The organism is Phaeodactylibacter xiamenensis (assembly GCF_965229835.1).
Classification (GTDB): Bacteria; Bacteroidota; Bacteroidia; order Chitinophagales; family Saprospiraceae; genus Phaeodactylibacter; species Phaeodactylibacter xiamenensis.
This window is the reverse complement of the sequence record NZ_OZ245931.1, coordinates 6,876,811-6,900,022: the sequence shown is the minus strand read 5'-3', so window position 1 is coordinate 6,900,022 and position 23,212 is coordinate 6,876,811. Positions and strand designations below refer to the sequence as shown.

The window sequence follows — 23,212 nt, the reverse complement described above, 5'->3', positions numbered from 1 at the left end:
AAAACTACAAATTGAAACGCCCGGTTGCCTTCCAGCTTTTGCAAAGTTTCCGTTCTTCAGAGATTCAGTTATTCCATGTTTTTCTGGAAAGCCCTGCCTTCAACCGCAGGCAGGAGATGCCCCTGCTGCTGGATTACTGGCGGCAAAACAAGGCCGAACCACCGGACGCCCAGGCCATTTTCAAAGCAGCATGCCCCGGGCAGCCCTTTCGGAAGCAAGATTACTATCTGCTGCTTAGCCGTTTTCACAAACTGGCCGAACAGTTCCTGGCCTGGCAGGCTTTTCAGCAAAATGAGCAGGCGCAGTACACCCACCTGCTGCAAGCGCTGCACCAACGGCAGCAACGGACTCTGTTTAAGCGCAGTTTGAAAAAGGCGCGCAGCCTCAAAAAACCTCAGGACAACCACGCTGCCGACAGTCTGCACTTCACCTACCATCTGGAGCGGGAGCAATATGACTTTGTCGACAGCCACGACCGTAGCAAGCCGACCAACTTGCAACAGGCCACTGATTTGCTCGATGCCTATTACTTTGCGGAGAAGCTGAGGCAAGCTTGCCTGGCACATGCCCGCTCGGTCATCAACCAGGAGACTTACAAAATCGGCATGATCCCTGCTATTGAAGCGGAAATTAAAAAACGGCCCAGCCTCTTGGAGCATCCGGCAGTACTACTCTACCATGCCTGCTACCAGGCCGTGGTGGTAACGGGCGCACAGCGTAGTTTCCAGTTGCTGCGGCAATACATCAGGGTGTATAAAAAAGGGTTTCCCAGACAGGAAATCCGGGATTTGTATTTACTGGCGATTAACTACTGCATCCGGGCCCTTAATTTTGGGGATACCGCCTTTGCACAGGAAGCCTTGCAGCTCTATAAGGAAAGCCTGAAGGAAGGTTACCTGCTAGAAGATGGTTACCTTCCCGAATCCACCTTCAGCAATATGGTGTCCCTGGCCCTTAAACTTGAGTATTATGAATGGGTGGAGGCGTTTATCGGTAACCATTCCGACAAACTAAAACCGGCTTTCCGGGAGTCTTTGCCCTGGTATACTTCTGCAAAACTGGCTTACGAACTTGGGGATACCGACCGTGTACTGCAGCTCTGCGCAAAAATCGAGGCCCGGCAGCCTTTCCTTTACCTGGGCACCAAAACCCTGCAACTTAAGGTACTTTGCGAACAGGAAGAGTGGGATGCCGTAGACAGCCTGCTGGAAAGTATGCGGGTGTACCTGCAACGGCATAAAGATGTGGGCTATCACAGGGAGCACTATCTGCTGCTGCTTCAGTTTACCCGCCGGTTGCTTGGCCTTATACCCGGCAACCTAAGCAAGATATTTGAGCTCGCTGCTGAGGTGGAAACTACCAAAAACTTCCGGGAAAAACCCTGGATGCTACGACAGATTAGTAAGAAAGTAAAGAGATAAAGTAGTATTACTATTAATTGAGTAGGGTAAAGTAGAAGGATGCATCCTTCTACTTTATCCCTCTCACAGAACCGTGCGTACGGGCCTCGTACACGGCTCCTGTTAAATCTTATTCATAGTATTGATGCAACGTGTTGGTTTTCACCCGCTCCATGTCGTACAAGTGCAGGTTATTAAACCACTCATTAGGCAGCGCCATGTGGACCAGTTTGCAGCTCGCGTTGCGCCAGCGGGCCATAGAGATTTTCTCAAAACTCCCTTTGTAACCCATCCGTCGTAACTGTTTATGCAAGCCTTTCCAGCTTTTCCACTCGCGCATTTGCTTCATCCGCAGGCGGCGGCGTATCCAGCTCATTAAATTACGGAACAGGCGCTTGACTTGCCCAATGCGGAAGTAGTTGGCAAAACCCCGCAATAGCATCGACAGCTCCCCTATCTGGTGCTCTAAGTTACGCCCGGAGTTGCGTGGGGTCAGCTTGCGGACTTTGTCCTTAAACCTCTTCACGCTCTTTGGGTGTATGCGCGCACCCCGCCGGCTGATGATAAAACCCAGGTACGCTATGCCTTCCCATATCGTTGTGAGGTGCGTCTTCTTTACGTTGACCGTAAGTTTTAGCTCCTCTTCCAGATATTGGGCGGCTATAGACCGATACCTCCCAGCTTCACTGCGCGTGTAGCCGAAGATCAGTATATCGTCTGCGTACCTTACTATCCGGATGCCTTGACTTTTCATGTACTGGTCAAAATTGTCCAAATAGATATTCATCAGCAGCGGGGAGATTACTCCGCCTTGCGGGCTGCCAGCTTCCGCAGGGTAATACGCACCTTCGTCCATAACTCCCGTTTCAAGTATTTGGCGGACCAGTGACAAAACACTGCCGTCGCTTACTTTAGCCCCCACCCCTGCCAGTATCAAGCCGTGGTCCAGCGTGTCGAAGCACTTCGACAAGTCCATGTCAACGACATGAGCCAGCCCCCACTTGTTACTGAAACGCTCTGCCTTCGCCACTGCATGGGCGCAGCTGCGCCCGGGGCGGTAGCCGTAGCTCGATGGGTGGAAGCCCGGCTCGAAAATGGGCTGTAGGATGTTGAGCAGTGCTTGCTGCACCACCCGGTCGCGTACCGTCGGTATGCCTAATGGGCGCTCGCTGCCGTCAGGCTTCGGGATATACACCCGTTTTACTGCCTGCGGGCGGTACGCCTTCGTCCTGAGTTCTTTTTCCAAACGGCGCAGCTCTGACACCCTCTTCTCATCGAAGTCGGTGATACGCACTCCGTCTACTCCGGCAGCACCCCGGTTCGCCTTTACCTTCTGGTAGGCTTCCATGAGGTTCTTCCAGCTGTACACTTTGTCGTATAGGCTGTACCATTTTCGCATAAAAAAAAACCTTTGTACGTTGCAGCTTCTCTGAGCTCCAGGAGGTGCAATTAAGGCAGGCTGTTTGTTCTGGCGGGAGGCAGGGCGTTTCTAGCTCTATGGCAATCTACCCTGTCTGGCTCCACCGTACTCAACGCTCGTGCGGATTATTGGTCAGGCTGGGCTCGTCACCGCCTTCCCATAATTCCTCATCGGGGTCCCACCGACGATTGTCTTCACTTGTACCTTAACGACCCCTTGGAGGGAGACGCTTTGATTTAACTTCGCCCCTTCGCAGCTTACCAGCACTTTTGGCGCTGATAAGTCAAGTTGACTAGCTTTGCGGTCAGCCATCGCAACTTGTCCTCCAAGTTTTATCCTCCACCCTGTTACCAGAGCTTCAAAGGCTCGGAGTTTAAAACTACTACGGGCTCATCTGCCACCTGCTGGCGTATGGCTGCTGCCTCGTCTTGCGACTTGTTAGCTGCTTGTCCAAAAAAAAAAATCCCGGACACCCCAACAGGCTTCCATGGTTAAGCAAACTTTCCTGTATGGGACCCCGTCCGTTTTAACGTGGCAGGTTATCCGGCTTTTGGGCTTTCCCACTTTTTGCAAGGTTACCCACCTGCCGCGCCACTCCCGGTTCGCTCCCGCTACGTGCCCCATACTTGCTAAGGCTTCCTTCCCACCCTACCGTTGCCAGTAACGCAGTTGCCTTCGCATTGGCTTCCCGCCGATTAGGCGCCAGGGCTTCTTTCAGCCCTTCGGAAATGTTTGCATGCCATGCAAACAAAAACCGGGTACCCAAATAATCGGGCACCCGGCGGCATTATCATTCACTAAATACTCTATCTTAGAACAGACCAAAACGGATGCCCAGGTTTAGGGCCAACCCATTAATGTCGCTGCTTTGAATGTTGACCAGCTCGTTGGCCGGGTTACTGTACTCGTAATCCAAACCTGAAGTAAAGCGGTAAGACGCACCTGCAAACAGGCGGGCATTTTTGATCAGGTTAACTTCAGCCTGTACGCCCGGCTCTATAAAAAAGAAGTAGTCCTCGCCAAAGGGATCCTCGCTGAAATCCAAGTCTCTCTTGTAGTCCATAGAGGCTTCTCCACCGCCAATCGTCAGCGGAAAGCTAAAGTGTACAAGGTTATCAGGATTGAGAATGTACTCTGCGCGCACACCACCGTAGCGCAGGTCGAGGTAAAGGCGGTCGTCCATTTCCATCTCAGGGGTAAACTCATTGAGGGTCGTATAGAAAGCCGCGCCCAGCGCAAAACGCTTGTTGAAAATCACTCCGGCACTGCCCTGAAAACTGTGCACCGTTTGACCGGCAGCCTGCGTGAGCTGATAGCCCGGCGCTACGTAAAACCCGATCTCAGCGCTACCGCCACCATTACCAAAGAGTGTCTTGGGAGCGTTATCTTGTGCGTTAACAACAAACAGGCTGCAGAGCAGCATAGCGAAAGTGAAAAACGTGTACTTCATTGCGTTTAACTAGTTTAGCTTTTGTTTATAATAGCAAAACTACTCCATAGACAACTCATACTTTGATTGGTTCAGGGGGCGATAAAAAAATTCAACTTTTTTTATCACCTTTCCGGCTTAGTGAGGGTGTTTTCGAAACGCCGGCCTTTTTTCGAGCTGATCTTCAGGGCTTTAACTTTATTGGTTTTGCCAGGGCGTTTATGTATCACAAAACCATCGTACAGCATCCCATCTACCGTATAGGCCCGGTACCGGATTTCCTTCTCCATGACCTCTATTACCTGAAAAAGCTGCGTATTCTCAGCCGCCCGGTCCATCCACGGCTGCTCGGTAATGGAATACATCTTTGGGCCACTTACAGAGACGACATAAACCACCTTTGAATCATTCTCATAGGGATTCGTACCAGTGATCAGCCCTTGTCCGCGGGCGTAGGAATGATCGTGTCCCTGCAGTACGAGGTCTACCTGATACTGATCAAGCAGGGGCTTCCAAAGCTGCTGTACCTCCTCACACTGCCGGTCACCGGAAGGAGAAATAACCGGATGGTGAAAGGTGACGATCGTCCACTGGTTGGAGTTATCTTCGAGCACGTCAGCGAGCCAGTCCGCTTGTCTTTCAAAATCGGCATTCGAATCCATGGAGATGATCCTTGCGCCCTGATAGTCCACATAGAAGCACCGGTCTTCCAGCCCTTCCGGCCCGTTGTCCGGGAAGTTGAACTGTGCGCCCCAAAACGGGGAGATGCCTACCTTGCGCTTTTCGGCATTTTTGATGTATTCGTGGTTGCCCGGAGGCACCACCACCGGCATAGAGCGGTGAATAAAGCCGCCCGCCTGAAACCATTCGCCCCACTCGTAGTCGTTTTGGCTGTGATTGATAAGGTCTCCGGCGTGCAGTACCCAATCCGCCTGTGGTGCTTCCCGGTAGGCGGCACGTATCGCTCTTGACCAATGCTCATGCAAATCGTTTTGAGCATCGCCCAGATATAAAAAGGTGAAAGGCTCCGGCCCCGCCGAGGCTGTGCGAAACTGCACCCACTCGCTCCAGTAATCGCCGGCACCTACCCGGTAAGCATACAGAGTGGCCGGTTGGAGGTCCGTAAAGGTGACCTTATGATAGGCCGCCCGGGCAAACTCGGAAACCAAGAGCTCAGTTGCTGCCTGATAATCCTTTTCATACTCGTCAAACTCCGGAGAAGGATCTGCCAGCGCGATTTCAGCGAAAGCAGTCCGCACCTCCGCCCGGGTACGCCAGGTGACCGTTACTGAGGTGGCAGGGTCGGTAGCAGGCGTGAGTAAGATACGGTCAGGCCACCACTGCGGCTCGTAGCGAATTTGCAAATGCTCAGGGGGCAGGTTCTTCTCCGGAGGCTGCGCAAGACTCAACAGGGAGAGCATAGATACCCAAACGAGGAGGATTACTTTCTTCATCAGTCTTTTTGTTTTGTCGCTTCGCAAAGGTGGGAAGCCCTGCCCATTTGCGTTGGCAATGAGGTTGCACATGCTGGTAGACAGGTTACCTGTTACCCGGAATTAGGTAAGCTGCTTAGCTCATTACCCTGTTTTAGGTAACCTCTACCTAAAATTTTCAATGCCGCATTTTGCCTAACAAACGGTATTGAACCCTTCCCGGGCATGCGCTTACTTTGCAGAAGTCAATTTATTTAAATCTAGTCTAAATAAAAGCCATGCGAATACCTTTACTCCTCTTCGGCCTGATCGCCGTTGCATCAAGCCTGAATGCACAGCAGTTTCGGGAAGTCACCTGTGGGCCGAATTATACCTTATCCACTTATTTTAAATTTGGGAATCAAGAGAGCATCAGCCTGGAGCACAATGCCTGGGACATTGCCTTTACCGCACAGGGCCTGCAGGATGCAGGCATCTTTCTCAATGAAGCGGCGGGGCTGGAAGGCACAGAGCTGGAATTATTCCTGATCCCCGGTGCTGAATTCGCCGACAATATCGACCTCACGCAGCTGGGCGAACGGCTCCTCAATGATGAAACCAACTGGACCAGCGGAGGTGCTTTCAACCAAATGCGCGACCCCGGCAATCCGCTGGACTATGGCTGGGGGCAATACGATCCGGCCACGCAGTCTGTCGAGGGGCAAGCCCTTTTTGTGCTCAAACTGCGCAATGAGACTTTCAAAAAACTGGAAATCAGCAGCCTGGATGGTACTACCTACCACTTCCGCTATGCGAATCTGAACGGCAGCGATGAACAGTCTCATACCCTTAACAAAGCAGACTTTCCGGATAACGATTTAGTATACTGGTCATTCAGCAGTAATGCTGTGGTGGACTTTATCCCTAAGGCAGGTGACTGGGACTTGCTTTTCACCCGCTACTCCACCCCATTGGATGATAATGAAGGGAGTACCCTCAACTATCTGCTCACCGGTACCCTTTCCGGTCCTGGCGTGGAGGTCGCTCAGGTCGATGGCATCGACCCTGCTACCGTTACCTTTGAAGGGTACGAAGATTCCCTGAGCACCGACCTCGACATCATCGGCCATGACTGGAAGAACTTTGACCTGGGCACCTTTTCCTGGGCACTGCCTGTCGACCGCGTTTACTTTGTCAAAGCGGCCAACGGCGAAGTCTGGAAACTGGTCTTCATCGACTTTGAAGGGTCGAGCACCGGCAATATCGTCTTCCAGGAAACCAATATGGGCGTCGTCAATACTGTTAATCATACCCTGTTTGAAGACATAAGTGTATTTCCTAATCCTGCCCGGGAGAGTGCTACCATTGCACTGACGCTAAAACAAGCGGCCCCGGTACAGCTAAATGTGTTCAATGCCACCGGACAGTCCGTTTGGTCGGCGGTAAGTGAAGAGCCTGCCGGTTTTCAAACGGTAAGCATTCCGGTAAGCCACCTGCCCGCCGGCACCTACTGGCTGCAGGTGCAAACGCCCGGCACGGCACCGATCTCCCAACCCTTAATCGTAGCCCCATGAACCGGTTTCTAATCCATTTTCTGGGTATACTTACCCTGGGGCTAAGCCTGAATGCTTGTCAAAACGCCCCGTCCGCGACCGAAGAAGCCACACAGGAGGCTTCCTATGAGCGCCTCGTCTCTCTTTCCGGCAGCGTGACAGAACTGCTGTACGAGCTGGAGCAGGGCGATAAAATCGTAGGCGTTGACGTGACGAGTACTTACCCGGCGGACAAGGTAACCGAACTGCCCAAACTGGGGCATGTGCGTCAGCTCAACGTGGAAGCGCTGCTTAGCCTGCAGCCCGACCTGGTACTGGCGGAACGGACGGATGAAGCCTCTGCCGCCCTGCAGCAACTGGAAGCGGCAGGCGTAGAAGTCCTTTGGCTCGACGGTTCATTTACGCTGGATAAACCCCTGGCGCAAGCTGAACAGATCAGCGAAAAGCTGGGGCTCAACGAGGAACTCGAAAGCCTGCGGAAAACCTACGAAACCGACAAAGCCAAGCTGCAGCAAGCCCGGAAGGCGATGGAGGGCATCCCCAAAGTGCTTTTCATCTACGCCCGCGGTAAGGGCAGCCTGATGGTGGCTGGGAAAAACACCGCCGCCTCCGCTATGATTGAACTGGCGGGTGGGCAGAATGCCGTGCAGTCCTTTGAAGGCTTCCGCGCCCTATCCGCAGAAGGCCTGATGGAGGCACAGCCCGAGGTATTGCTGCTGTTCGACAGCGGCTTGCAGAGCCTGGGCGGCGTGGAAGGCCTGCTGCAAATCCCCGGGCTTGCGCAAACACCGGCGGGGCAGAGGGGTCATATCATTGGCATGGATGGCTTATACCTGCTGGGCTTTACCCCACGGGCTGCCCGTGCAGCGGCGGATTTATCCGGGCGGCTGCAAGCGTTGCCGGATGCCTACACGCTGAATTAAGAAATCATGATACAAAGCCTACCCAAATACCGCTCGCTGTCCCGTTTGCTGTCGCCTTCTGTGCTGACGCTGTTGCTGGCCATTTCTGCGCTCTGCGCCCTGCTAATCGGGGCGTACAGCCTGCCGGTACAGCAGGTCGGGCTGGTGGTGGGCGAACGGTTGTTTGGTCTGGAAGCCGGCTTGCCACAGACCCTGAGCTATCTGGTCTGGGACATCCGCCTGCCGCGCATCCTGCTGAGTGTATTCGTAGGCGGCGGGCTCGCCATTGCCGGGGCAGCGGTGCAGGGGCTCTTCCGCAATCCACTGGCCGACCCGGCGCTGATTGGCGTGACGAGCGGGGCGATGGTGTTTGCGGTAGCAGGCATTCTCTTTTCTGCCTCCGTTTTGGGCGCGATTGGCAGCTGGCTGGGTTACGCTACAGTCACCGTGATGGCGTTCACCGGCAGCCTGCTGACCACCTTCCTGGTCTACTGGCTGGCGAGCAGCAAGGGCTACACCTCCGTAGTGACGATGCTGCTGGCGGGCGTGGCCATCACAGCCCTGGGCGGTGCCCTTACCGGGCTGATGACCTACTTCTCTGACGAGGATGAGCTGCGCGATATCACCTTCTGGACACTGGGCAGCCTGGGCGGGGCCAACTGGCAGATGGTCGCGCTGCTGGTGCCGCTGGTACTCCTGCCTGCCTTTATCCTCTGGCGGCAGTCGAGCCAACTCGACCTGCTGTTACTAGGCGAGCGGGAAGCGGCCTACACCGGCGTGAATACGCAGCGCACCAAATGGATCGTCATCGGCTGCGCCGCCCTGATTGTAGGGGCCTGCGTGGCGGTGAGTGGGGTGATTGCCTTTGTGGCGCTGGTCGTCCCTCACCTGGTAAGACTGATACAGGGGCCGCGCCACCGCAGTTTGCTCTTGGGCTCCGCCCTGCTCGGCGGGTTGTTGATGGTCTGGGCGGATACCGCAGCCCGCACGCTGATTGCACCCGCTGAATTGCCAATTGGTATCCTGACGGCTCTGCTCGGTGCGCCGTTTTTTATCTGGCTATTGCTCAAAACCAAACGCAGCTTATGATCGAAGCAAACCACATCGGAGTACGGAAGTCAGGCCGCTGGATTCTGCGGAAAGCAGGGGTACAGGTACGTGCCGGAGAACTCGTAGCGCTCATCGGTGCCAACGGGGCCGGCAAATCGACCCTGCTGAAAGCCGTGGCGGGAGAGGTTACGCCGGATGAAGGTGCGGTAAGCATCAACAGCAAAATTTTGGCAGACTGGCCGGCTGCCGGGTTGGCAAAAGTCCGGGCTGTGCTCAGCCAATCAGTCCAACTGCCCTTCTCCATGCCCGTGATCGACCTGGTGGAAATGGGGCGCTATCCGTATCAGGGGCAGGAACCGGGCGGGCGCACCCGGGAGATTGCCCGGCTTTGCCTCAAACAGGTGGGACTGAGCGGGTATGATGACCGGGACATCCGCACGCTTTCCGGTGGAGAACAACAGCGGGCGCAGCTGGCGCGGGTACTGGCGCAAGTGCACCGGGAGAGCGAGTCCGGTGAGCGTTTTTTACTGCTCGATGAGCCCACCGCCAGTCAGGATATTGCGCAAAAGCAGCAATTGCTCAGCCTTTTGCGAAAGCTGGCGGATGAGGCAGGCCTTGGCATACTCACGATCCTCCACGACCTCAACCTGGCGATGCAGTACGCCGACCGGGTAGTGCTGCTGCGCGGCGGGCATTTGCTGAAAAGCGGCCCACCCGAAACGGTGCTCACCCCCGAGGGGATTGCACAGGGGTTTGGGCTTAAAGCCCGGGTGGTGCGGACGCCGGGAGAAGCCTTGCCACATATTCTCACCTGCCCTACGGCGGTGGATCTTTTTCAAAATGAAGAAACAGCTATACCATGAAGACAACAACAAGCATTAATCCGGAACTACAGGCGCGATATGAAGCGCTGAAGTCAGAACAGCCCAAATTGCGCATCCGCAATGCAGCAGAGGCGCTGGGCGTAAGCGAAATGGAATTACTCGAGCTGCAATTGGGCAGCACCGCCACGCGCCTCAGCGGGGGCTGGCAGAGCCTGCTGCAGGAGGTGGAAAGCCTCGGCCATGTGATGGCACTTACGCGCAATGAATACGTTGTGCATGAACGTAAAGGCGTATACCACAACGTCTCCTTTATGCACGACGGCAAGATGGGCGTGGCAGTCAATCCCGATATCGACCTGCGGCTGTTCATGTGGGAATGGGAATACGGCTATGCGGTGGAAGTGCCTAGCCGGGGCAAAGTGCTGCACAGCTTGCAGTTTTTCAATCAACGCGGAGCGGCAGTCCATAAAATATACCTGACCAATAAGTCGGACAAAGCCGCCTACGATGCATTAGTCACCAAGTACCGGGCGGGAGACCAAGGTACGCCTGCAACCGTAGACCATAGCCCGCAAGCAGCGCCTACGGTGATCCCGGACTCGGAAATCGACGTGGCCGCTTTTCAGGAAGAATGGCGCAAGCTGCAGGACACGCATGATTTCTTCCCCCTGCTGAAAAAGTACGAGCTGCAACGGACACAGGCCCTGCGCCTGGCGCCGGAAGGCTTTACCCAAAAGGTGCCCAACGAAGCAGTGGTTAAAGTGCTGGAAGCGGCGGCAGAAAATGAAGTGCCGATTATGGTCTTCGTCAACAGCCCCGGCTGCATTCAAATCCATACCGGGCCGGTGAAAAAGCTGATCCCGATGGAGCAGTGGTTCAATGTGATGGACCCGGACTTCAACCTGCACCTCAACCTGGAGGGCATCGCGGAGAGCTGGGTGGTGAAAAAGCCGACCAAGGATGGCATCGTTACCGGCCTGGAAGTGTACGATGCACAGGGTGAGCTCATCGTGTACTTCTTTGGCAAGCGCAAGCCCGGTATTCCGGAGCTGGAAAGCTGGCGGGAGATTATAGATGAGAAGTTCGACCCTGCCTGCTTGCGCATGGCAGGCAGGTCCGCTGGAGTCGAAGCCACTATTTAAGTTTGAGTTACTATTGTACGACCCCAATGGGGTCGACTATCCGTAAAAACAGCTTTCATCTTTTAATTGACGCCGTAGGTGTCACACTTACCTGAAGAAAAGAAGAGCAAATGGATAATGTTCGATGGTCAAGCAATCGCGAAGTAACCTACAAGAGCACATGAGGACGATATTTTTTGTTTGTTGTTTCTTCATTACGATTGGTACTTGCACCCCGCTGCATAGCCAAGCTTCGCTGCCACCCGATTCATCGCTTTGGGCGCTGCAGTTGCATGATGTAATCGTGACGGCGCAGTACGCGCCCACCGACAGCCGCAACGCCGTGCACGATGTGATCACCATACGGGAGGAAGTGATTGAGCAGCGGGGCGCTACCAATCTGGAACAGCTGCTGCAGCAGGAAGCCAACATCCGCATCCGGCAGGATATGGTACTGGGCAGCAGTATGAGCCTGCTGGGTATCGACGGGCAGAACGTCAAAATTATGGTGGACGGCGTTCCCGTGATCGGCCGGCAGGATGGCAATATCGACCTGAGTCAGCTCAACCTCAACAACATCGAGCGGGTGGAGATCGTAGAGGGCCCGATGTCGGTCAGCTACGGTACGGATGCCCTGGGCGGCGTCATCAACCTGATCACCAAAAAATCGCAGCTCAACCGCTACGACCTGAACCTCACGAGTCAGGTGGAAGCCCGGGGCGAGAACCGCTACGCTGCTGCCTTCGGTGCCCGCCTGACCGATGATCTTACCCTGCGCCTCAACGGCGGCTACGATGTGTTCGGCGGCTTTAGTGAAAACGACAGCCTCCGCTCCGTGCTTTGGAACCCCAGGGAGCAGTGGTTTGCGGATGCCTACCTCGGCTACCGGCTGGACGACAAGCGCAAGCTGTTTTACACCGGCAGCTTCTTCGATGAGGAAGTGCAGAACTTGGGCAACATCCGCCGCCCGCAGTTCAAGCCCTACGCTTTTGACGACTTTTACCTGACCCGGCGCATCAACCACAGCCTGGCCTACGAAGGGCAAGTCGGGAAAAACTACTACCTGCAAGCCACCACCGGCTACAACCAATTCCGCCGCTACAAGCGCACCCTGCGCACTAATTTTGAGGAAAACGAGCAGCTTGAAGTACCCGGCATGCAGGACACCGCCCGCTTCTCCGGCGCCATGCTACGCGCCACCTTCGCCAGTCAGTACGCCGAAAGCCCACTGAATTTTCAGGTAGGCGTGGACCTGCGGTACGATGACGCGACGGGCCTACGCATACAAGACAGCCTGAGCAGCCGGGAAGGCTTTTCGCAAATTGGCGACTACGCGGCATTCGGCAGCCTGCGCTATCAGCCATGGGAAGCGCTGACCGCAGAAGCCGGGCTGCGCTACGCTTACAATACCCGCTACGAAGCCCCGCTCGTGCCTTCCTTCCACCTGAAGTACCGGCTGAATGAGCAGTGGGCCCTACGCGGCTCCTACAGCCAAGGCTTCCGCAGCCCGGACTTGAAGGAGTTGTTTTTCGAATTTATCGATATCAACCACTTCATCCTCGGCAACCCGAACCTACGGGCGGAGCGCTCGGACAATCTGCAGCTAGGCCTGTTCTACGAGCAGCGCGGGGACGACTGGCGCCTCAAGGGCAAAATCAAAGGCTTCTACAACGACATCCGCGATAAGATTGAGCTGTTTGAGTACATTGAGACCGACGAAGGCATCGCCCCGGCGATTGACACCTCTACACTACGCTTTGCTTACTTCAATCAGGCGGTGTACAAAACGCAGGGCGTCAACTTCTCGCTCAGCTACAGCACGCCCCGGCTGGAACTGTCTGCCAATGCCTCCACTATCGGCTACTACAATCCGGCGAGCGAGGACTTGCCGGAGCTGGATGCGTTCACCTACGCTATGGAGTACAGCGGCAGCGCCACCTACCGCTGGCTGAAGGCGGGCTTCAGTGCTTCTCTTTTCGTGCGCGTCAATGACCGGCAAGTCAATTTCTTCCCCACCACGGATGCGGAGGGCAACACCATTGCCGGGCAGCGCATACAAGATGGCTTTACGATGGCAGACTTTACCCTCACCAAATCCTTCTGGAAAGAGCGCATCGACCTGACGCTGGGTGCCCGCAACCTACTCGATGTACGGCGGGCCAACATACAGGGCGCAGCGAGCGGCGGGGCGCACAGCGGTGGCACCGGCAGCGCGCCGGTGAGCCCGGGCCGGAATGTGTTTGTGCGGATGATGGTGGATTTCGGGTGGAGGTAAAACAAACAGGAAACAGTATGAAATGCAAAACCGAGGTGCTGCTAATGAACGGCAGCATGAGCGTCGGGCAATGTACCGGCTGTAAACGGGTGGGCGTCCACTTCAACAACTTGCTGGCGGGCTTCAGCCAATCCGAGTTTAAGCGCTGGGCGGAATGGCTGCTGCATATTGAGTTTGCGCCCAACTCCAGCTTGTTTCACGACGGACAGTTCTGCATCATCCTGGATACGGGCAAGGCTAACTTACAATTTACATTTACGGAAAGTGAGTTTAATGTTTTTCGGGATGGAATTGCGGAGGCGCTGTTGCAGATGCGTGTGCGGGAGTTGATGGCGGGAGAGTAATAGACTCTGCCTATGAGAAAATGGGGGAATGAACAATCCGGTGTTTGGTAAAATATTCAGAAATATTTGGAACTCTGCGGGGGGGGGGTATGTTTATAAGTAATCCTTAAACAGGTCAACATATGATTTGACCTACTTGCGCCTTTTTTCAATTTATGGACTGGGCGGAAGGCTTGTATATCGTCACGATAAGCAAGAATAAAGAAATACTGCACCGCCGCAAAGTAATGCTTACTAAGTAAATTGTTTAACAGAGCACGTGTAATAGACTACATTATTGCACGTGCTTAATTTTTTCCATCATGCGCTTTTTCAATAGTCCGTGGGGAAAATGACGCATAGGCATAAAAAAGGGGAAAGTTGTAATTTGGGAGTTCCTACACACTCAAACCAACTTTGCCCCTATGAGCGTCAAAGCACTCACGGAACAAATATTACGAAAAATTTCTACAAATAACCGTTGGCAATACCGATTTATGCTGCACTTGTTTCCATTATGGCTAGCTGTGCGAGGCCGGTACAACTTCACCAACCTTTCGCGCTGGGGCGAATACGGGGAAGATACCTACCGTCAGAACTTCGCCCGCCCCTTCGGTTGGCTGGAGTTCAATGCTGAGCTGGCTTCGCAGCAGCTTGGGCAGCACTTGGCTATTGCTTTTGACCCTTGCTTTGTACCAAAGAGCGGCAAGCATACAGCGGGTATAGGCTACTTCTACTCTGGCTGCGCCGGCCGCGAGCTGCGCGGCCTGGAGTTTTCGGGTATAGCTGCTGTGGACCTGGCGGACAAAGCAGCCCTCCATCTCGAAGCCGTCCAGACAGTAGGCCTGAAAGAGGGGGAATCGCAGCTTGCTTTCTATGCCCGTATCCTTTGTGAGCGCAAAGAAGCCCTGTTGAGGCTTTCCAAGTATGTCACTGCGGATGCCTATTTCGCCAGGGAGCCTTTCGTGGATACGCTGCTTGGCGAAGGTTTCCAACTGATCACCCGCCTGCGCAAGGATGCAAGGCTGCGCTACCTTTATAATGGGCCAAGGCTGAAAAGAAGAAGGGGGCGCCCTAAAACATATGACGGCCGGATCAATCCTTATGCCCTTCGCGAAGACCATTTCACGCCATGCGCACAAGCAGAAGACGGTTCGTGGGTTGCTTACCAGGCCACTGTAAATGTACAGTCTTGGAAGCGCAACGCTAAAGTTGTCATCGTACATCACTTGGACGATCAGGGGCAAGTAAAATCCGCGAAGATTTATGCCTGCACCGATACGGGCATGGATGGCGCAGAGGTACTGCACGCTTATCAGTGCCGCTTTCAGATTGAGTTCCTGTACAGGGATGGCAAGCAACATGCAGGGCTGGCCCACTGCCAGGCACGCAGTCCGCAAAAGCTGCACTTCCATCTCAACACGGCCCTCACAGCCGTATCGCTTGCTAAAGCAGCATACTACCTCAGCGCCCCGCCGCAGGAACGCAAAGCGTTTTCTATGGCAGACGTTAAAACCCAGTATGCCAACGATTTATTGCTGGACCGATTTATTGCCACGTTCGGCATCGGCGCACAGCTTTCAAAAATTAATTCCATCCGCGAGCGCTTCAGGGCTATAGGCAAAATTGCAGCCTGATTTGCCACGGACTATTGGCTTTTTAATATCTCTTATTCTGATTTTGCTTTATACGGTTTTTGGAAAGGCTCAGGCTACTTTTAATCAATCGATAAACTTCGATAGTGGTTTTTGGAATAATGCGATAGATTTAGCTTTGTCAGAAGACGGAATTGTCGTCACTGGCGAATATGCTCAAATTATTGATAGCCAAACTATAAGAGTGCCTGGTAATGTTCTTTTCTTCGAAATTGGAGGTGCACTTGACGAAGTATTGCCTCTGGATTTAATATCAGCCCCGGGATTTAATATAAACCGTGCAAGGTTCCCCAGTGGCAACCTTGCAGTTTCAGATAGCGCAACCTTCATTGTAGGAAAGGTATATGGTGAAAATAATAAATTAGCCATATTCTCAATTCAATCCGGGATTAGTCCTGTCGATACTTTCTTGATCGATATGGCTGAAGACTATATCATACGACCAGAAGGTTTACTCTCTTATGATGGCAGTCTTTTTGTCCACGGAGGAATATGGAAAATCGGTGAGGCTACCTCTCGTGGGATCATCCTTAGAATCGATATTACCAACAAGGAAGTTGTCTGGCAGAAAGAATTTAGCTACTCTGATATTTCGCAAAATAGCTGCAATGATCTTCAGCCAACCATTGATGGACATTTGATTTTTTCAAACTATCATACATATGGAGCAGGCACAGCTACGGTTGAAGGTTATGAGCTTTATAAAATAAATTCATCTGGTGAAACTATAGGAGTGTATGAATATGTAGATAATAATGGGCTAGCGCCTGGTCGATTGTTAAGTTCGGCAGAGGGTGCAGTTTATTATCTCACTAAGTATCACCCAGAGGATGTTTGGGCGCCAAAAGACGGCTGGATTAACAAATTAAGCCCCAATATGGAGGAAGTGGAATGGCGTACCCCCTTGCCGTCAGAACCGTTTTCTAACAATTGGAAGTACAAAGCACTGGACTTTATCGAGGCTGCTAATGGTGATATTATTTTTTGTGGCGAGGCAACCGGCGGTGGCTGGCATCCGGACGATAGCCACAACGGCTTCATTGCCCGTATCAGCCCCGGTGGGGAATTAAAATGGACCAAGATATACCGACACCCCAATGTAGATGCACTACCAGTTGATGAATTTGGTCTTTACCGGCAGGGGAAGCTAAACAAAGTTATAGAGACCCCTACCGGTCAAATCATTGCCTGCGGACACGCCAGGTATTCCCCTTTCCAACTTAGTGCCATACAGGACTTGGAGCTGTCATCCAGGCTTTGGCTGCTTGCTGTAGATGCGAATGGTTGCTTAGCTGGAGAGGAGTGCCAGGATGTTATCGTATTGGACGGTGCCAATACAGCTTTACCGATATTTGATATCGGCACCCGCTGGACCTACGAAGTAGAGACTGCTTCTGGAGGCCCGGCGAAGAGCGTCAGCTTCGAAACTTATGAAATTGTGGATACCGCAACAGTAGGCGGGCAGACTGCTTTTGCAGTAGAAGAAGGCTCAACGGGCAATCTTCAGTACCTGCGGCAGGAGGGCAGCTTAGTCTACCTCTGGGACGCTGATCTGGAAATGTACCAATTGAATTATGACTTTTCAGTCAATAGTCAGTATGGTACGCAATGGACCAGTCAGTGCAGCAGCGGAGGGGGAATTGCGATGATAGAAGTGGATAGCGTCACGCAGGAAACCGTAATGGGGGATACGCTGCCGGTACAACATTTACGCATAGAAAATAATGGCACGATTGAAGGAGACCTGCTTACCAACGTATACGCTGGTATAGGGCAGCAATCGGGTGGGCTACGTCTGCCCCTGGGCTATGGATTGTGCGACCCGGTCCGGGAAGTCACTCAGCTTCGCTGCTTTGAAAATGACAGCTTGCAATATAACTTTGTTGGCTACTCTTGTGATAGTACTTTTGTCATCACTTCCACCTCAGAAGTCACGCAGGGCGCGATCAACATCTTTCCCAACCCATCCTCCGGTCTTATTAATATTGAAGGGGCTCCGCCTTCTGCACCCTACGAGCTGTACGCAGTCGATGGGCGGCTCGTACAAAGCGGAGTCATCAGCGGCAGGCAGCTATTTATAGAGCGCCCCGGTATATACTGGCTTAAAGTAAGCACTGGCAAACACTGGGAAATTGTAAGGGTGGCTGTATTGTAACCGGTCGCTTGGCAAATCAAAGTTGCCGGAGCGTGAATTTGGAGAGCAGGCGTTTTAACCCCTTTACTTTTTCCCACAGCAATGCTTATACTTTCGCCCACTTTGGCAGGGGCATGGCTCATTGCGCCCTATCTTAGTTTTGCTTTTTGAGGGGGATTGCACCGGGGGAGACAAAGGTTTATCTGCCGGCTCTTTTTCAGGAACCATGCCACCGGACTGCATTAGGATTTCCATCATTTTTCGAGCATACGGATCCTGAGCCATTTTTTCCAGCTCCATTCTGTCTTTCTGGCTGGGCTGCCGGAATTTTTTACGCTCATAATACGAGCCATCATAAGCCTCGGAGATATTTTTTGGCAATGGATTGAGGTCGGCCTCATCGCGAGGTGTATCGAATAACTCGATAATTTCCGCCCATTTGCCAACCACATCTTTCGATACGGCCCCTTCCTGATAGAGCGGTTCTATGACTGGCAACAGTTCTTTCAGGCTGAGTTCGCCGGCCGATGCTGTCATCCAGGCTATTAGGTCAGAATCAATGAGGGCTTTGTCGTCTATGTTAAGCTTGTAGTGCTCGAAGATGCTTCCGAACCAAGCGCTCACTTCCGCCAAACGCTCCATATTATGCCAGGCTATTTGAGCAACGGTAGCGTTCACCATTATTTTAGAGTGGGGGGAAACATATCTTTCCTGCATAAATTGCTGCAATTGGGGCAGCTGGCCAGAGGCGATGCGGAAAAGGCAAGGGAAAATGAAGGACTCTGCTTCTTCTCCAAACCAAAAATCCAGGAAATCTTCCTCCTGGCGCAAAACATCAAGCACGACCGGAAGGCAGTCTTCGTCGCCATATATCCCCAGGAAATGAAAGGCGTGGGGCATGAAACTGACTTGATCCTCTTGCCATACCTCCCATTTTCTGCTTTGCCGCTCAAAATACTTGTATCGCCGCAGGCCGTCTTCCAAAACCCGTTTCAGATCCTGCACCAGTGTAGTTTTCGGCAGTGCAGCTATGGCGCTTATGTTTGCCTTGGGTAATGCTTCCAGATCATAGCGGTAGAAAGCCTCCATTTCGGGGTGGTGAAATACCGGGGCTTCATTTACCTGCGGATAAGGGGCAGTAACGCGGGTTTTCGCTTTGCGCTTGTTGCGCTGCGCCTCCTTCATCTTTTGCATGTTTACCATCATCTTTTTACCCAAGATGTACTCGGTAACGCTTTCCGTAATGGAATGCTCAGGGTCTATTTCCAAAAGGATGCCATGCCGATCTTCCGCGCCTTCAATATCTCCTTCTTCGAGCAGCAACAGGACAGCAGACTGGTAATAATTCATCACTTCGCTAACATGGAAGACTTTGCGTTCAGGGTACAAATCCTGAAGCAGCAAGCGCTCCCCCATCAAATGCCGTGCGGCAGCCGTATCTTTTTTTTCTTGTACCAGACGGTTCGATTCATTGGTAATTCCAAACAGGTAGTTGGGGTGGTTTTTGCGGAGTTCACGGAGCAGGCGCCTGGCTCTAAGGCGCTTGCCACACATCATATATAGCGTGTAGAGGTGGTTTTGGGCCCGTGGTAAATGCGGGCATCTCCTTACAAGCTCTTTCAGCGGCTTGATTGCCTTCGGGTTACCCGCTACGACCTCTGGGTAGAGTGCATTCATTATTTCTGCCTCTTCGTCGGTGATGCTGGAGTCTCCCATGACGTCGTGCTCCACTGCATAAGGGATGAGTGGGTGGGGGTAAGTAAAGCGGGTCTTGTTCATTGGCATAGCGGATGGGTTGCGTATTCAGGCACAAATTTACAAAATGAGCATCGGTTATCATGCCGTACCGCCCCTTTTGTTCCGGGCAGAAAGCCTGCAACTGGTGCATGGGTTTCCTGGGTTTTGGGGGCGGGTGAGGTTACAGGGGGCAGGTGGACATAGAAATCTTTGACAAAACGGTTATCCCCATCAGAACCTAATGCTCCTGATCCGGATAAATCAGGAGGAAGCTGACTTCGCTAAAATGCCTGGACAGATACCTCGGCAGGCGTTTCATCCACGATTGATAGGAGATAGTACGTTCCCGGGCCTGCACAATGACGAAGAGGTCATCAGGGCCTACCTCCCTGCCTAAAATGAGGATATCCTCCCAATCGCTAAATACCTGCGTGTGGACCTCTACTACGGGTTTATCGTGTTGGGCAAGCTCGGTGATGCGGGCAATTGTATCTGCTGGACCTGCGAAGTGCAAGGTCCCGGTGGTTTGATTGGCAAGGGTCTTCAGCGTCTTCAGCCAATGCGGGAAATGCAGCTCCAGCTCAGCATTTTCAGGGACAATCACGAAGATTTTCTCCAGTGTATTCAGCGGAATAAGCAGGCGGGTAACCAGTACCTCCCTGAAACAATTGAGCAGGATGTAATCCAGCACCGTGCCAAACAGATGGTCTTTAGGATGGTAATCGCCATGCCAGCCTACGATGACCCGCGTGATCATCATCTCCTTGATGGTACGGACGATGCCGCTGCCCGGGCTGACATCTATGCGGGTAATAGGCTCTAGCAGGGTATCGGTAGCGGCAGCATACCTGACGGCTTTTTCCAGTTGTTTTTTGGTTTCCAGGATACGGCTGCTGGCAGAGGCATCGTCGTTGATCACGGATAAGGGGTAGACCGGCTGCCGGGAGCCGGGCGGGGTAATCATAACGGCAAGGTCAACCAGGGGCATGATGTTAGCCGGGTTGGCAACCGGAACGAGCAGGCGCTCCTCGGCCAATTCCTCTTCCGGGACTTCATCGGCCTGCAGCACGGCCAGTTTGCGGCCGGCCGATTCCACTACAAACGAGCTGACCATGCAGGTAACCAGGATCATGATGATGATTCCATTGAGCACATCATCATTGATGAACCCGAGCTCATAGCCTACTAATGCTGCCGCCAGCGTTGAAGCGGCCTGAGCTACACTTAGACCGAACATAACGCCCTGCTCTTCTTTGCGGTAACCGTAAATCCGGGCTGTAAGGTAGGCCGGCAACCACTTCAGAGATATGGAGAGCGCTGCAATAACCCCGACGGCAATCAGGGCAGTTTTGCCTTTGAGGAAGATGCTGAAATCGGAGAGCATCCCCACATGGATCAGGAAAAAGGGAATAAACAGTGCGCTGCCCACAAAGTCGATCCGGTTCATGAGCGGAGAGGTGCCGGGCACAAGGCGGTTGATAGCCAGCCCGGCGAGGAATGCACCGATAATTGGCTCTACGCCGGCAAGCTTCGCGCCGAAAGAAGCAGCAAAAACAAAAGAGAGCACAAAAATATACTGGGAAGCGCCCTCGCTTTCCACATTGCGGAAAAACCAACGCACCACCCGCGGGCCAATCTCCACGACCACATAAACAAAAATGGACAGCGATACCAGTAGCCCAAGCCAAAACCCTGCCCCCAGGTCGCCCTCCACCGAGCTGGCAATGACGGCCAGTACCAGAAGCGCCAGAATGTTGACCACCAGCGTGCCGCCCAGCGTGACCGTCACCACTTCATTCCTGACCAGGTCGAGCCGGCTGACAATAGAGTAAGCGACCAGGGTGTGAGAAGCAAACATGCTGGCCAGCAACAGCGCAGAGGGCCAGCTCAAGTCGAGCAGGTACCAAACGCCTATAGCGCCAAACACTTGTGGGATCGCAAAAGAAAGCAGGCCGAAAACCATCCCTTTCTTCCGGGTTTTCTTGAATTCGTTCAGGTCTACCTCTAAGCCTGCCTGAAACATGATATACAGCAGGCCTACCGTACCAAAGAGCTCTATCGCATAACTTTTTTCCAATACGTGGAAGCCATTGGGCCCCAGTAGCGCACCGGATAGGATCATCCCGATAATCCCCGGCACCTTAAACCGCTGCAACAGCCTGGGTGCCAAAAAGATAACAAACAGCACTATGGCAAATACCATTACCGGGTCGGTGATGGGCAGATGGAAATACTGCGTGAATTGTTCCATAGGCAGAATGGCTTTGTTTATCCTTCTCCAGGCAAATGCACCTGTCTAGAGCTTGTTCCTGCCACCATTTCTTTGGCTTTCAGAATAAACTTTGTTCGGGCATGCGCTCCGTTCCGTTTTTTCCAATGGAATGACCTGTCTGGAGGCGTATTTGTTGGGGCAAATTAGATCAGATTTTTCACTTTTTTGCTACTCAAGTCTGCCTGCCATAACCTTTGCGTTGTAAACCAGTACTTTATAGCTTGTTGGGACTTTAGCCCCGTTCCGGGGAGCGGGACTAAAATCCCAACAAACGCTTACTCCATGCTTTTCAAATATTTATAAAGATCACTATCGGTGGAGAGGATCACGGTGGTGGAGGTATCGAATGTATTCACGAAAGTTTCCATACTTTTTACGAAGCTGTACAGTTCTACTGACCGGCTGGATTTGTTGTAGGCCTCAGCATAGATGCGGGCAGCTCTCGTTACTCGATGCCCTCTTTACCTCCACGAGTGCGGTTTGTGTTACAGGCCTGATCGTAGTGGATACCGGCTCTTTCTTTGCGCCTTTCGGGCAATTTGTCATTGCTGCGCTGATTCAGATCGGAGGGATTGGCATCATGACCGTCACCAGTTATTTCAGCTATTTTTTTAAAGGCCGGGCAAGTTATGAAGACCAATTGCTGCTGAAAGCCCTGACTTATGCCGGAAAAATCAGCGATGTGTTCAATAGCCTGAAACGGGTACTCCTCCTCACCTTCACGATAGAGCTGGCTGGCATCATCATCATCTTTTTCACCATAGACAGCGATCATTTCGACAACTTGGGGCAGCAGCTCTTTTTTTCAGTCTTTCACGGTATTTCCGCTTTTTGCAATGCCGGTTTCTCGACTTTAGAAAACAACCTTTATGAACCCTTTGTCCGTTTCAACTACCCCCTGCAGCTCACTGTAGCGGCGTTGTTCATTCTTGGTGGGCTGGGCTTCCCTATCACGTCCAACTTCCTCAAGTTCCTGAGCTATAAAATGAAGCGCAACCTGCTGCGTTTAGAAACCGCCTATACCCCCTGGATGCTCAACATCAACTCCAGGATCGTACTGGCCACTACCGTCATTCTGCTTGCTGCCGGCACCCTGCTCTTTTATGCTTTTGAATACAACAACACCCTGGCCGAACATCAGGGCGCGGGGAAGTGGGTAGCGGCTTTCTTTGGCGCAGCCACCCCACGCACGGCAGGCTTCAATACGATTGACACCACCGCCCTAAACCTCAATACGATAATGATTGTATTTTTGCTCATGTGGATTGGCGCCTCCCCGGGCTCTACGGGCGGCGGTATCAAGACCACTACAGTTGCCGTCGGGGCCCTGAATTTAATGAGCCTGGCCAAGGGGAAAGAGCGTATTGAAATCTTTCGCCGGGAAATTTCCCCCCTCTCGGTCCGCCGTGCTTTCGCCATCATGCTTTTGTCACTAATCGTTATCGGGGCAGCCGTATTCCTGATTGCCTCCTTTGACCCGGACAAAGGGCTGCTGCCAATCGCTTTTGAGTGCTTTTCGGCCTACAGCACCGTAGGGCTTAGCCTTGGCATAACCGGCACGATGAGCGAGCAAAGCAAGATTGTGCTCATCGTACTGATGTTTGCCGGCCGTGTGGGCATGCTGACTATTCTCGCGGCCCTGATGCACAGGCACAGACATTATAAATACCGATATCCAACAGAAGACATCCTCATCAACTAAGCA

General features: G+C 53.0%; 16 protein-coding genes. 11 read left to right on the top strand and 5 right to left on the bottom strand.

Annotation, left to right across the window (positions count from 1 at the left end):
- Positions 1-11 precede the first annotated feature (11 nt).
- Positions 12-1,421 carry a hypothetical protein gene (locus tag ACO08I_RS26690; RefSeq protein ID WP_421947635.1) on the top strand — a complete coding sequence of 470 codons (1,410 nt, stop codon included), beginning with the start codon at positions 12-14 and terminating at the stop codon, positions 1,419-1,421.
- Positions 1,422-1,530: 109 nt separating this feature from the next.
- On the opposite strand, the gene ltrA is transcribed toward ACO08I_RS26690, so the two are convergent.
- The 3 genes from ltrA to ACO08I_RS26675 form a co-directional block, all read right to left on the bottom strand.
- Positions 1,531-2,799 (bottom strand): group II intron reverse transcriptase/maturase, encoded by a 1,269-nt coding sequence (ltrA, locus tag ACO08I_RS26685; protein WP_421947634.1) that lies wholly within the window; start codon positions 2,797-2,799, stop codon positions 1,531-1,533.
- 832 nt (positions 2,800-3,631) lie between these two features.
- Complete coding sequence (locus ACO08I_RS26680; protein WP_282782764.1) at positions 3,632-4,270, bottom strand: hypothetical protein; 639 nt, start codon at positions 4,268-4,270, stop codon at positions 3,632-3,634.
- A 104-nt stretch (positions 4,271-4,374) separates the two neighbouring features.
- Positions 4,375-5,703, bottom strand: a complete 1,329-nt coding sequence (locus ACO08I_RS26675; protein ID WP_421947633.1) for a metallophosphoesterase — start codon at positions 5,701-5,703, stop codon at positions 4,375-4,377.
- 257 nt (positions 5,704-5,960) lie between these two features.
- Here ACO08I_RS26675 and ACO08I_RS26670 point away from each other — a divergent pair, with 257 nt between their 5' ends.
- The 9 genes from ACO08I_RS26670 to ACO08I_RS26630 all read left to right on the top strand — a co-directional run bounded on the left by ACO08I_RS26670 (position 5,961) and on the right by ACO08I_RS26630 (position 17,519).
- A complete protein-coding gene (locus ACO08I_RS26670; RefSeq protein WP_421947632.1) occupies positions 5,961-7,235 on the top strand; it encodes a T9SS type A sorting domain-containing protein in 1,275 nt (424 codons plus the stop codon).
- On the top strand, positions 7,232-8,137 hold the full coding sequence (locus tag ACO08I_RS26665) for a heme/hemin ABC transporter substrate-binding protein (RefSeq protein ID WP_421947631.1): 906 nt from the start codon (positions 7,232-7,234) through the stop codon (positions 8,135-8,137). Before ACO08I_RS26670 ends, ACO08I_RS26665 begins: the two co-directional genes overlap by 4 nt.
- A 6-nt stretch (positions 8,138-8,143) precedes the next feature.
- A complete protein-coding gene (locus ACO08I_RS26660; protein ID WP_421947630.1) occupies positions 8,144-9,205 on the top strand; it encodes a FecCD family ABC transporter permease in 1,062 nt (353 codons plus the stop codon).
- Complete coding sequence (locus tag ACO08I_RS26655) at positions 9,202-10,029, top strand: heme ABC transporter ATP-binding protein (RefSeq protein WP_052516142.1); 828 nt, start codon at positions 9,202-9,204, stop codon at positions 10,027-10,029. The genes ACO08I_RS26660 and ACO08I_RS26655 overlap by 4 nt, the downstream gene beginning before the upstream one ends.
- Positions 10,026-11,132, top strand: coding sequence for a hemin-degrading factor (locus tag ACO08I_RS26650; protein ID WP_421947629.1), 1,107 nt, complete (start codon positions 10,026-10,028; stop codon positions 11,130-11,132). Before ACO08I_RS26655 ends, ACO08I_RS26650 begins: the two co-directional genes overlap by 4 nt.
- Positions 11,133-11,292: 160 nt before the next feature.
- Complete coding sequence (locus tag ACO08I_RS26645; RefSeq protein WP_421947628.1) at positions 11,293-13,386, top strand: TonB-dependent receptor plug domain-containing protein; 2,094 nt, start codon at positions 11,293-11,295, stop codon at positions 13,384-13,386.
- Positions 13,387-13,403: 17 nt separating this feature from the next.
- Positions 13,404-13,730, top strand: coding sequence for a DUF6686 family protein (locus tag ACO08I_RS26640; RefSeq protein ID WP_421947627.1), 327 nt, complete (start codon positions 13,404-13,406; stop codon positions 13,728-13,730).
- Between the two features lie 476 nt (positions 13,731-14,206).
- Entirely contained in the window at positions 14,207-15,346 is a 1,140-nt protein-coding gene (locus ACO08I_RS26635; RefSeq protein ID WP_421947288.1) for a transposase, read from the top strand.
- Between the two features lies 1 nt (position 15,347).
- On the top strand, positions 15,348-17,519 hold the full coding sequence (locus tag ACO08I_RS26630) for a T9SS type A sorting domain-containing protein (protein WP_421947626.1): 2,172 nt from the start codon (positions 15,348-15,350) through the stop codon (positions 17,517-17,519).
- A 63-nt stretch (positions 17,520-17,582) separates the two neighbouring features.
- Here ACO08I_RS26630 and ACO08I_RS26625 read toward each other — a convergent pair whose 3' ends face one another.
- Positions 17,583-19,283: a YecA family protein gene (locus ACO08I_RS26625; protein WP_421947625.1), complete on the bottom strand. Its 1,701-nt coding sequence runs from the start codon at positions 19,281-19,283 to the stop codon at positions 17,583-17,585.
- A 190-nt stretch (positions 19,284-19,473) separates the two neighbouring features.
- Positions 19,474-21,486: a cation:proton antiporter gene (locus ACO08I_RS26620; RefSeq protein WP_282782677.1), complete on the bottom strand. Its 2,013-nt coding sequence runs from the start codon at positions 21,484-21,486 to the stop codon at positions 19,474-19,476.
- A 415-nt stretch (positions 21,487-21,901) separates the two neighbouring features.
- On the opposite strand from ACO08I_RS26620, the gene ACO08I_RS26615 reads away from it, so the two are divergent.
- Entirely contained in the window at positions 21,902-23,209 is a 1,308-nt protein-coding gene (locus ACO08I_RS26615) for a TrkH family potassium uptake protein (protein ID WP_421949733.1), read from the top strand.
- Positions 23,210-23,212: the final 3 nt, after the last annotated feature.

What these genes read in the sequence shown, in the direction of transcription:
- ltrA (WP_421947634.1), bottom strand. Translation starts at nt 2,799, where the DNA reads ATGCGAAAATGGTACAGCCTATACGACAAAGTGTACAGCTGGAAGAAC.
- ACO08I_RS26680 (WP_282782764.1), bottom strand. Translation starts at nt 4,270, where the DNA reads ATGAAGTACACGTTTTTCACTTTCGCTATGCTGCTCTGCAGCCTGTTT.
- ACO08I_RS26675 (WP_421947633.1), bottom strand. Translation starts at nt 5,703, where the DNA reads ATGAAGAAAGTAATCCTCCTCGTTTGGGTATCTATGCTCTCCCTGTTG.
- ACO08I_RS26670 (WP_421947632.1), top strand. Translation starts at nt 5,961, where the DNA reads ATGCGAATACCTTTACTCCTCTTCGGCCTGATCGCCGTTGCATCAAGC.
- ACO08I_RS26665 (WP_421947631.1), top strand. Translation starts at nt 7,232, where the DNA reads ATGAACCGGTTTCTAATCCATTTTCTGGGTATACTTACCCTGGGGCTA.
- ACO08I_RS26660 (WP_421947630.1), top strand. Translation starts at nt 8,144, where the DNA reads ATGATACAAAGCCTACCCAAATACCGCTCGCTGTCCCGTTTGCTGTCG.
- ACO08I_RS26655 (WP_052516142.1), top strand. Translation starts at nt 9,202, where the DNA reads ATGATCGAAGCAAACCACATCGGAGTACGGAAGTCAGGCCGCTGGATT.
- ACO08I_RS26650 (WP_421947629.1), top strand. Translation starts at nt 10,026, where the DNA reads ATGAAGACAACAACAAGCATTAATCCGGAACTACAGGCGCGATATGAA.
- ACO08I_RS26645 (WP_421947628.1), top strand. Translation starts at nt 11,293, where the DNA reads ATGAGGACGATATTTTTTGTTTGTTGTTTCTTCATTACGATTGGTACT.
- ACO08I_RS26640 (WP_421947627.1), top strand. Translation starts at nt 13,404, where the DNA reads ATGAAATGCAAAACCGAGGTGCTGCTAATGAACGGCAGCATGAGCGTC.
- ACO08I_RS26635 (WP_421947288.1), top strand. Translation starts at nt 14,207, where the DNA reads ATGCTGCACTTGTTTCCATTATGGCTAGCTGTGCGAGGCCGGTACAAC.
- ACO08I_RS26625 (WP_421947625.1), bottom strand. Translation starts at nt 19,283, where the DNA reads ATGCCAATGAACAAGACCCGCTTTACTTACCCCCACCCACTCATCCCT.
- ACO08I_RS26620 (WP_282782677.1), bottom strand. Translation starts at nt 21,486, where the DNA reads ATGGAACAATTCACGCAGTATTTCCATCTGCCCATCACCGACCCGGTA.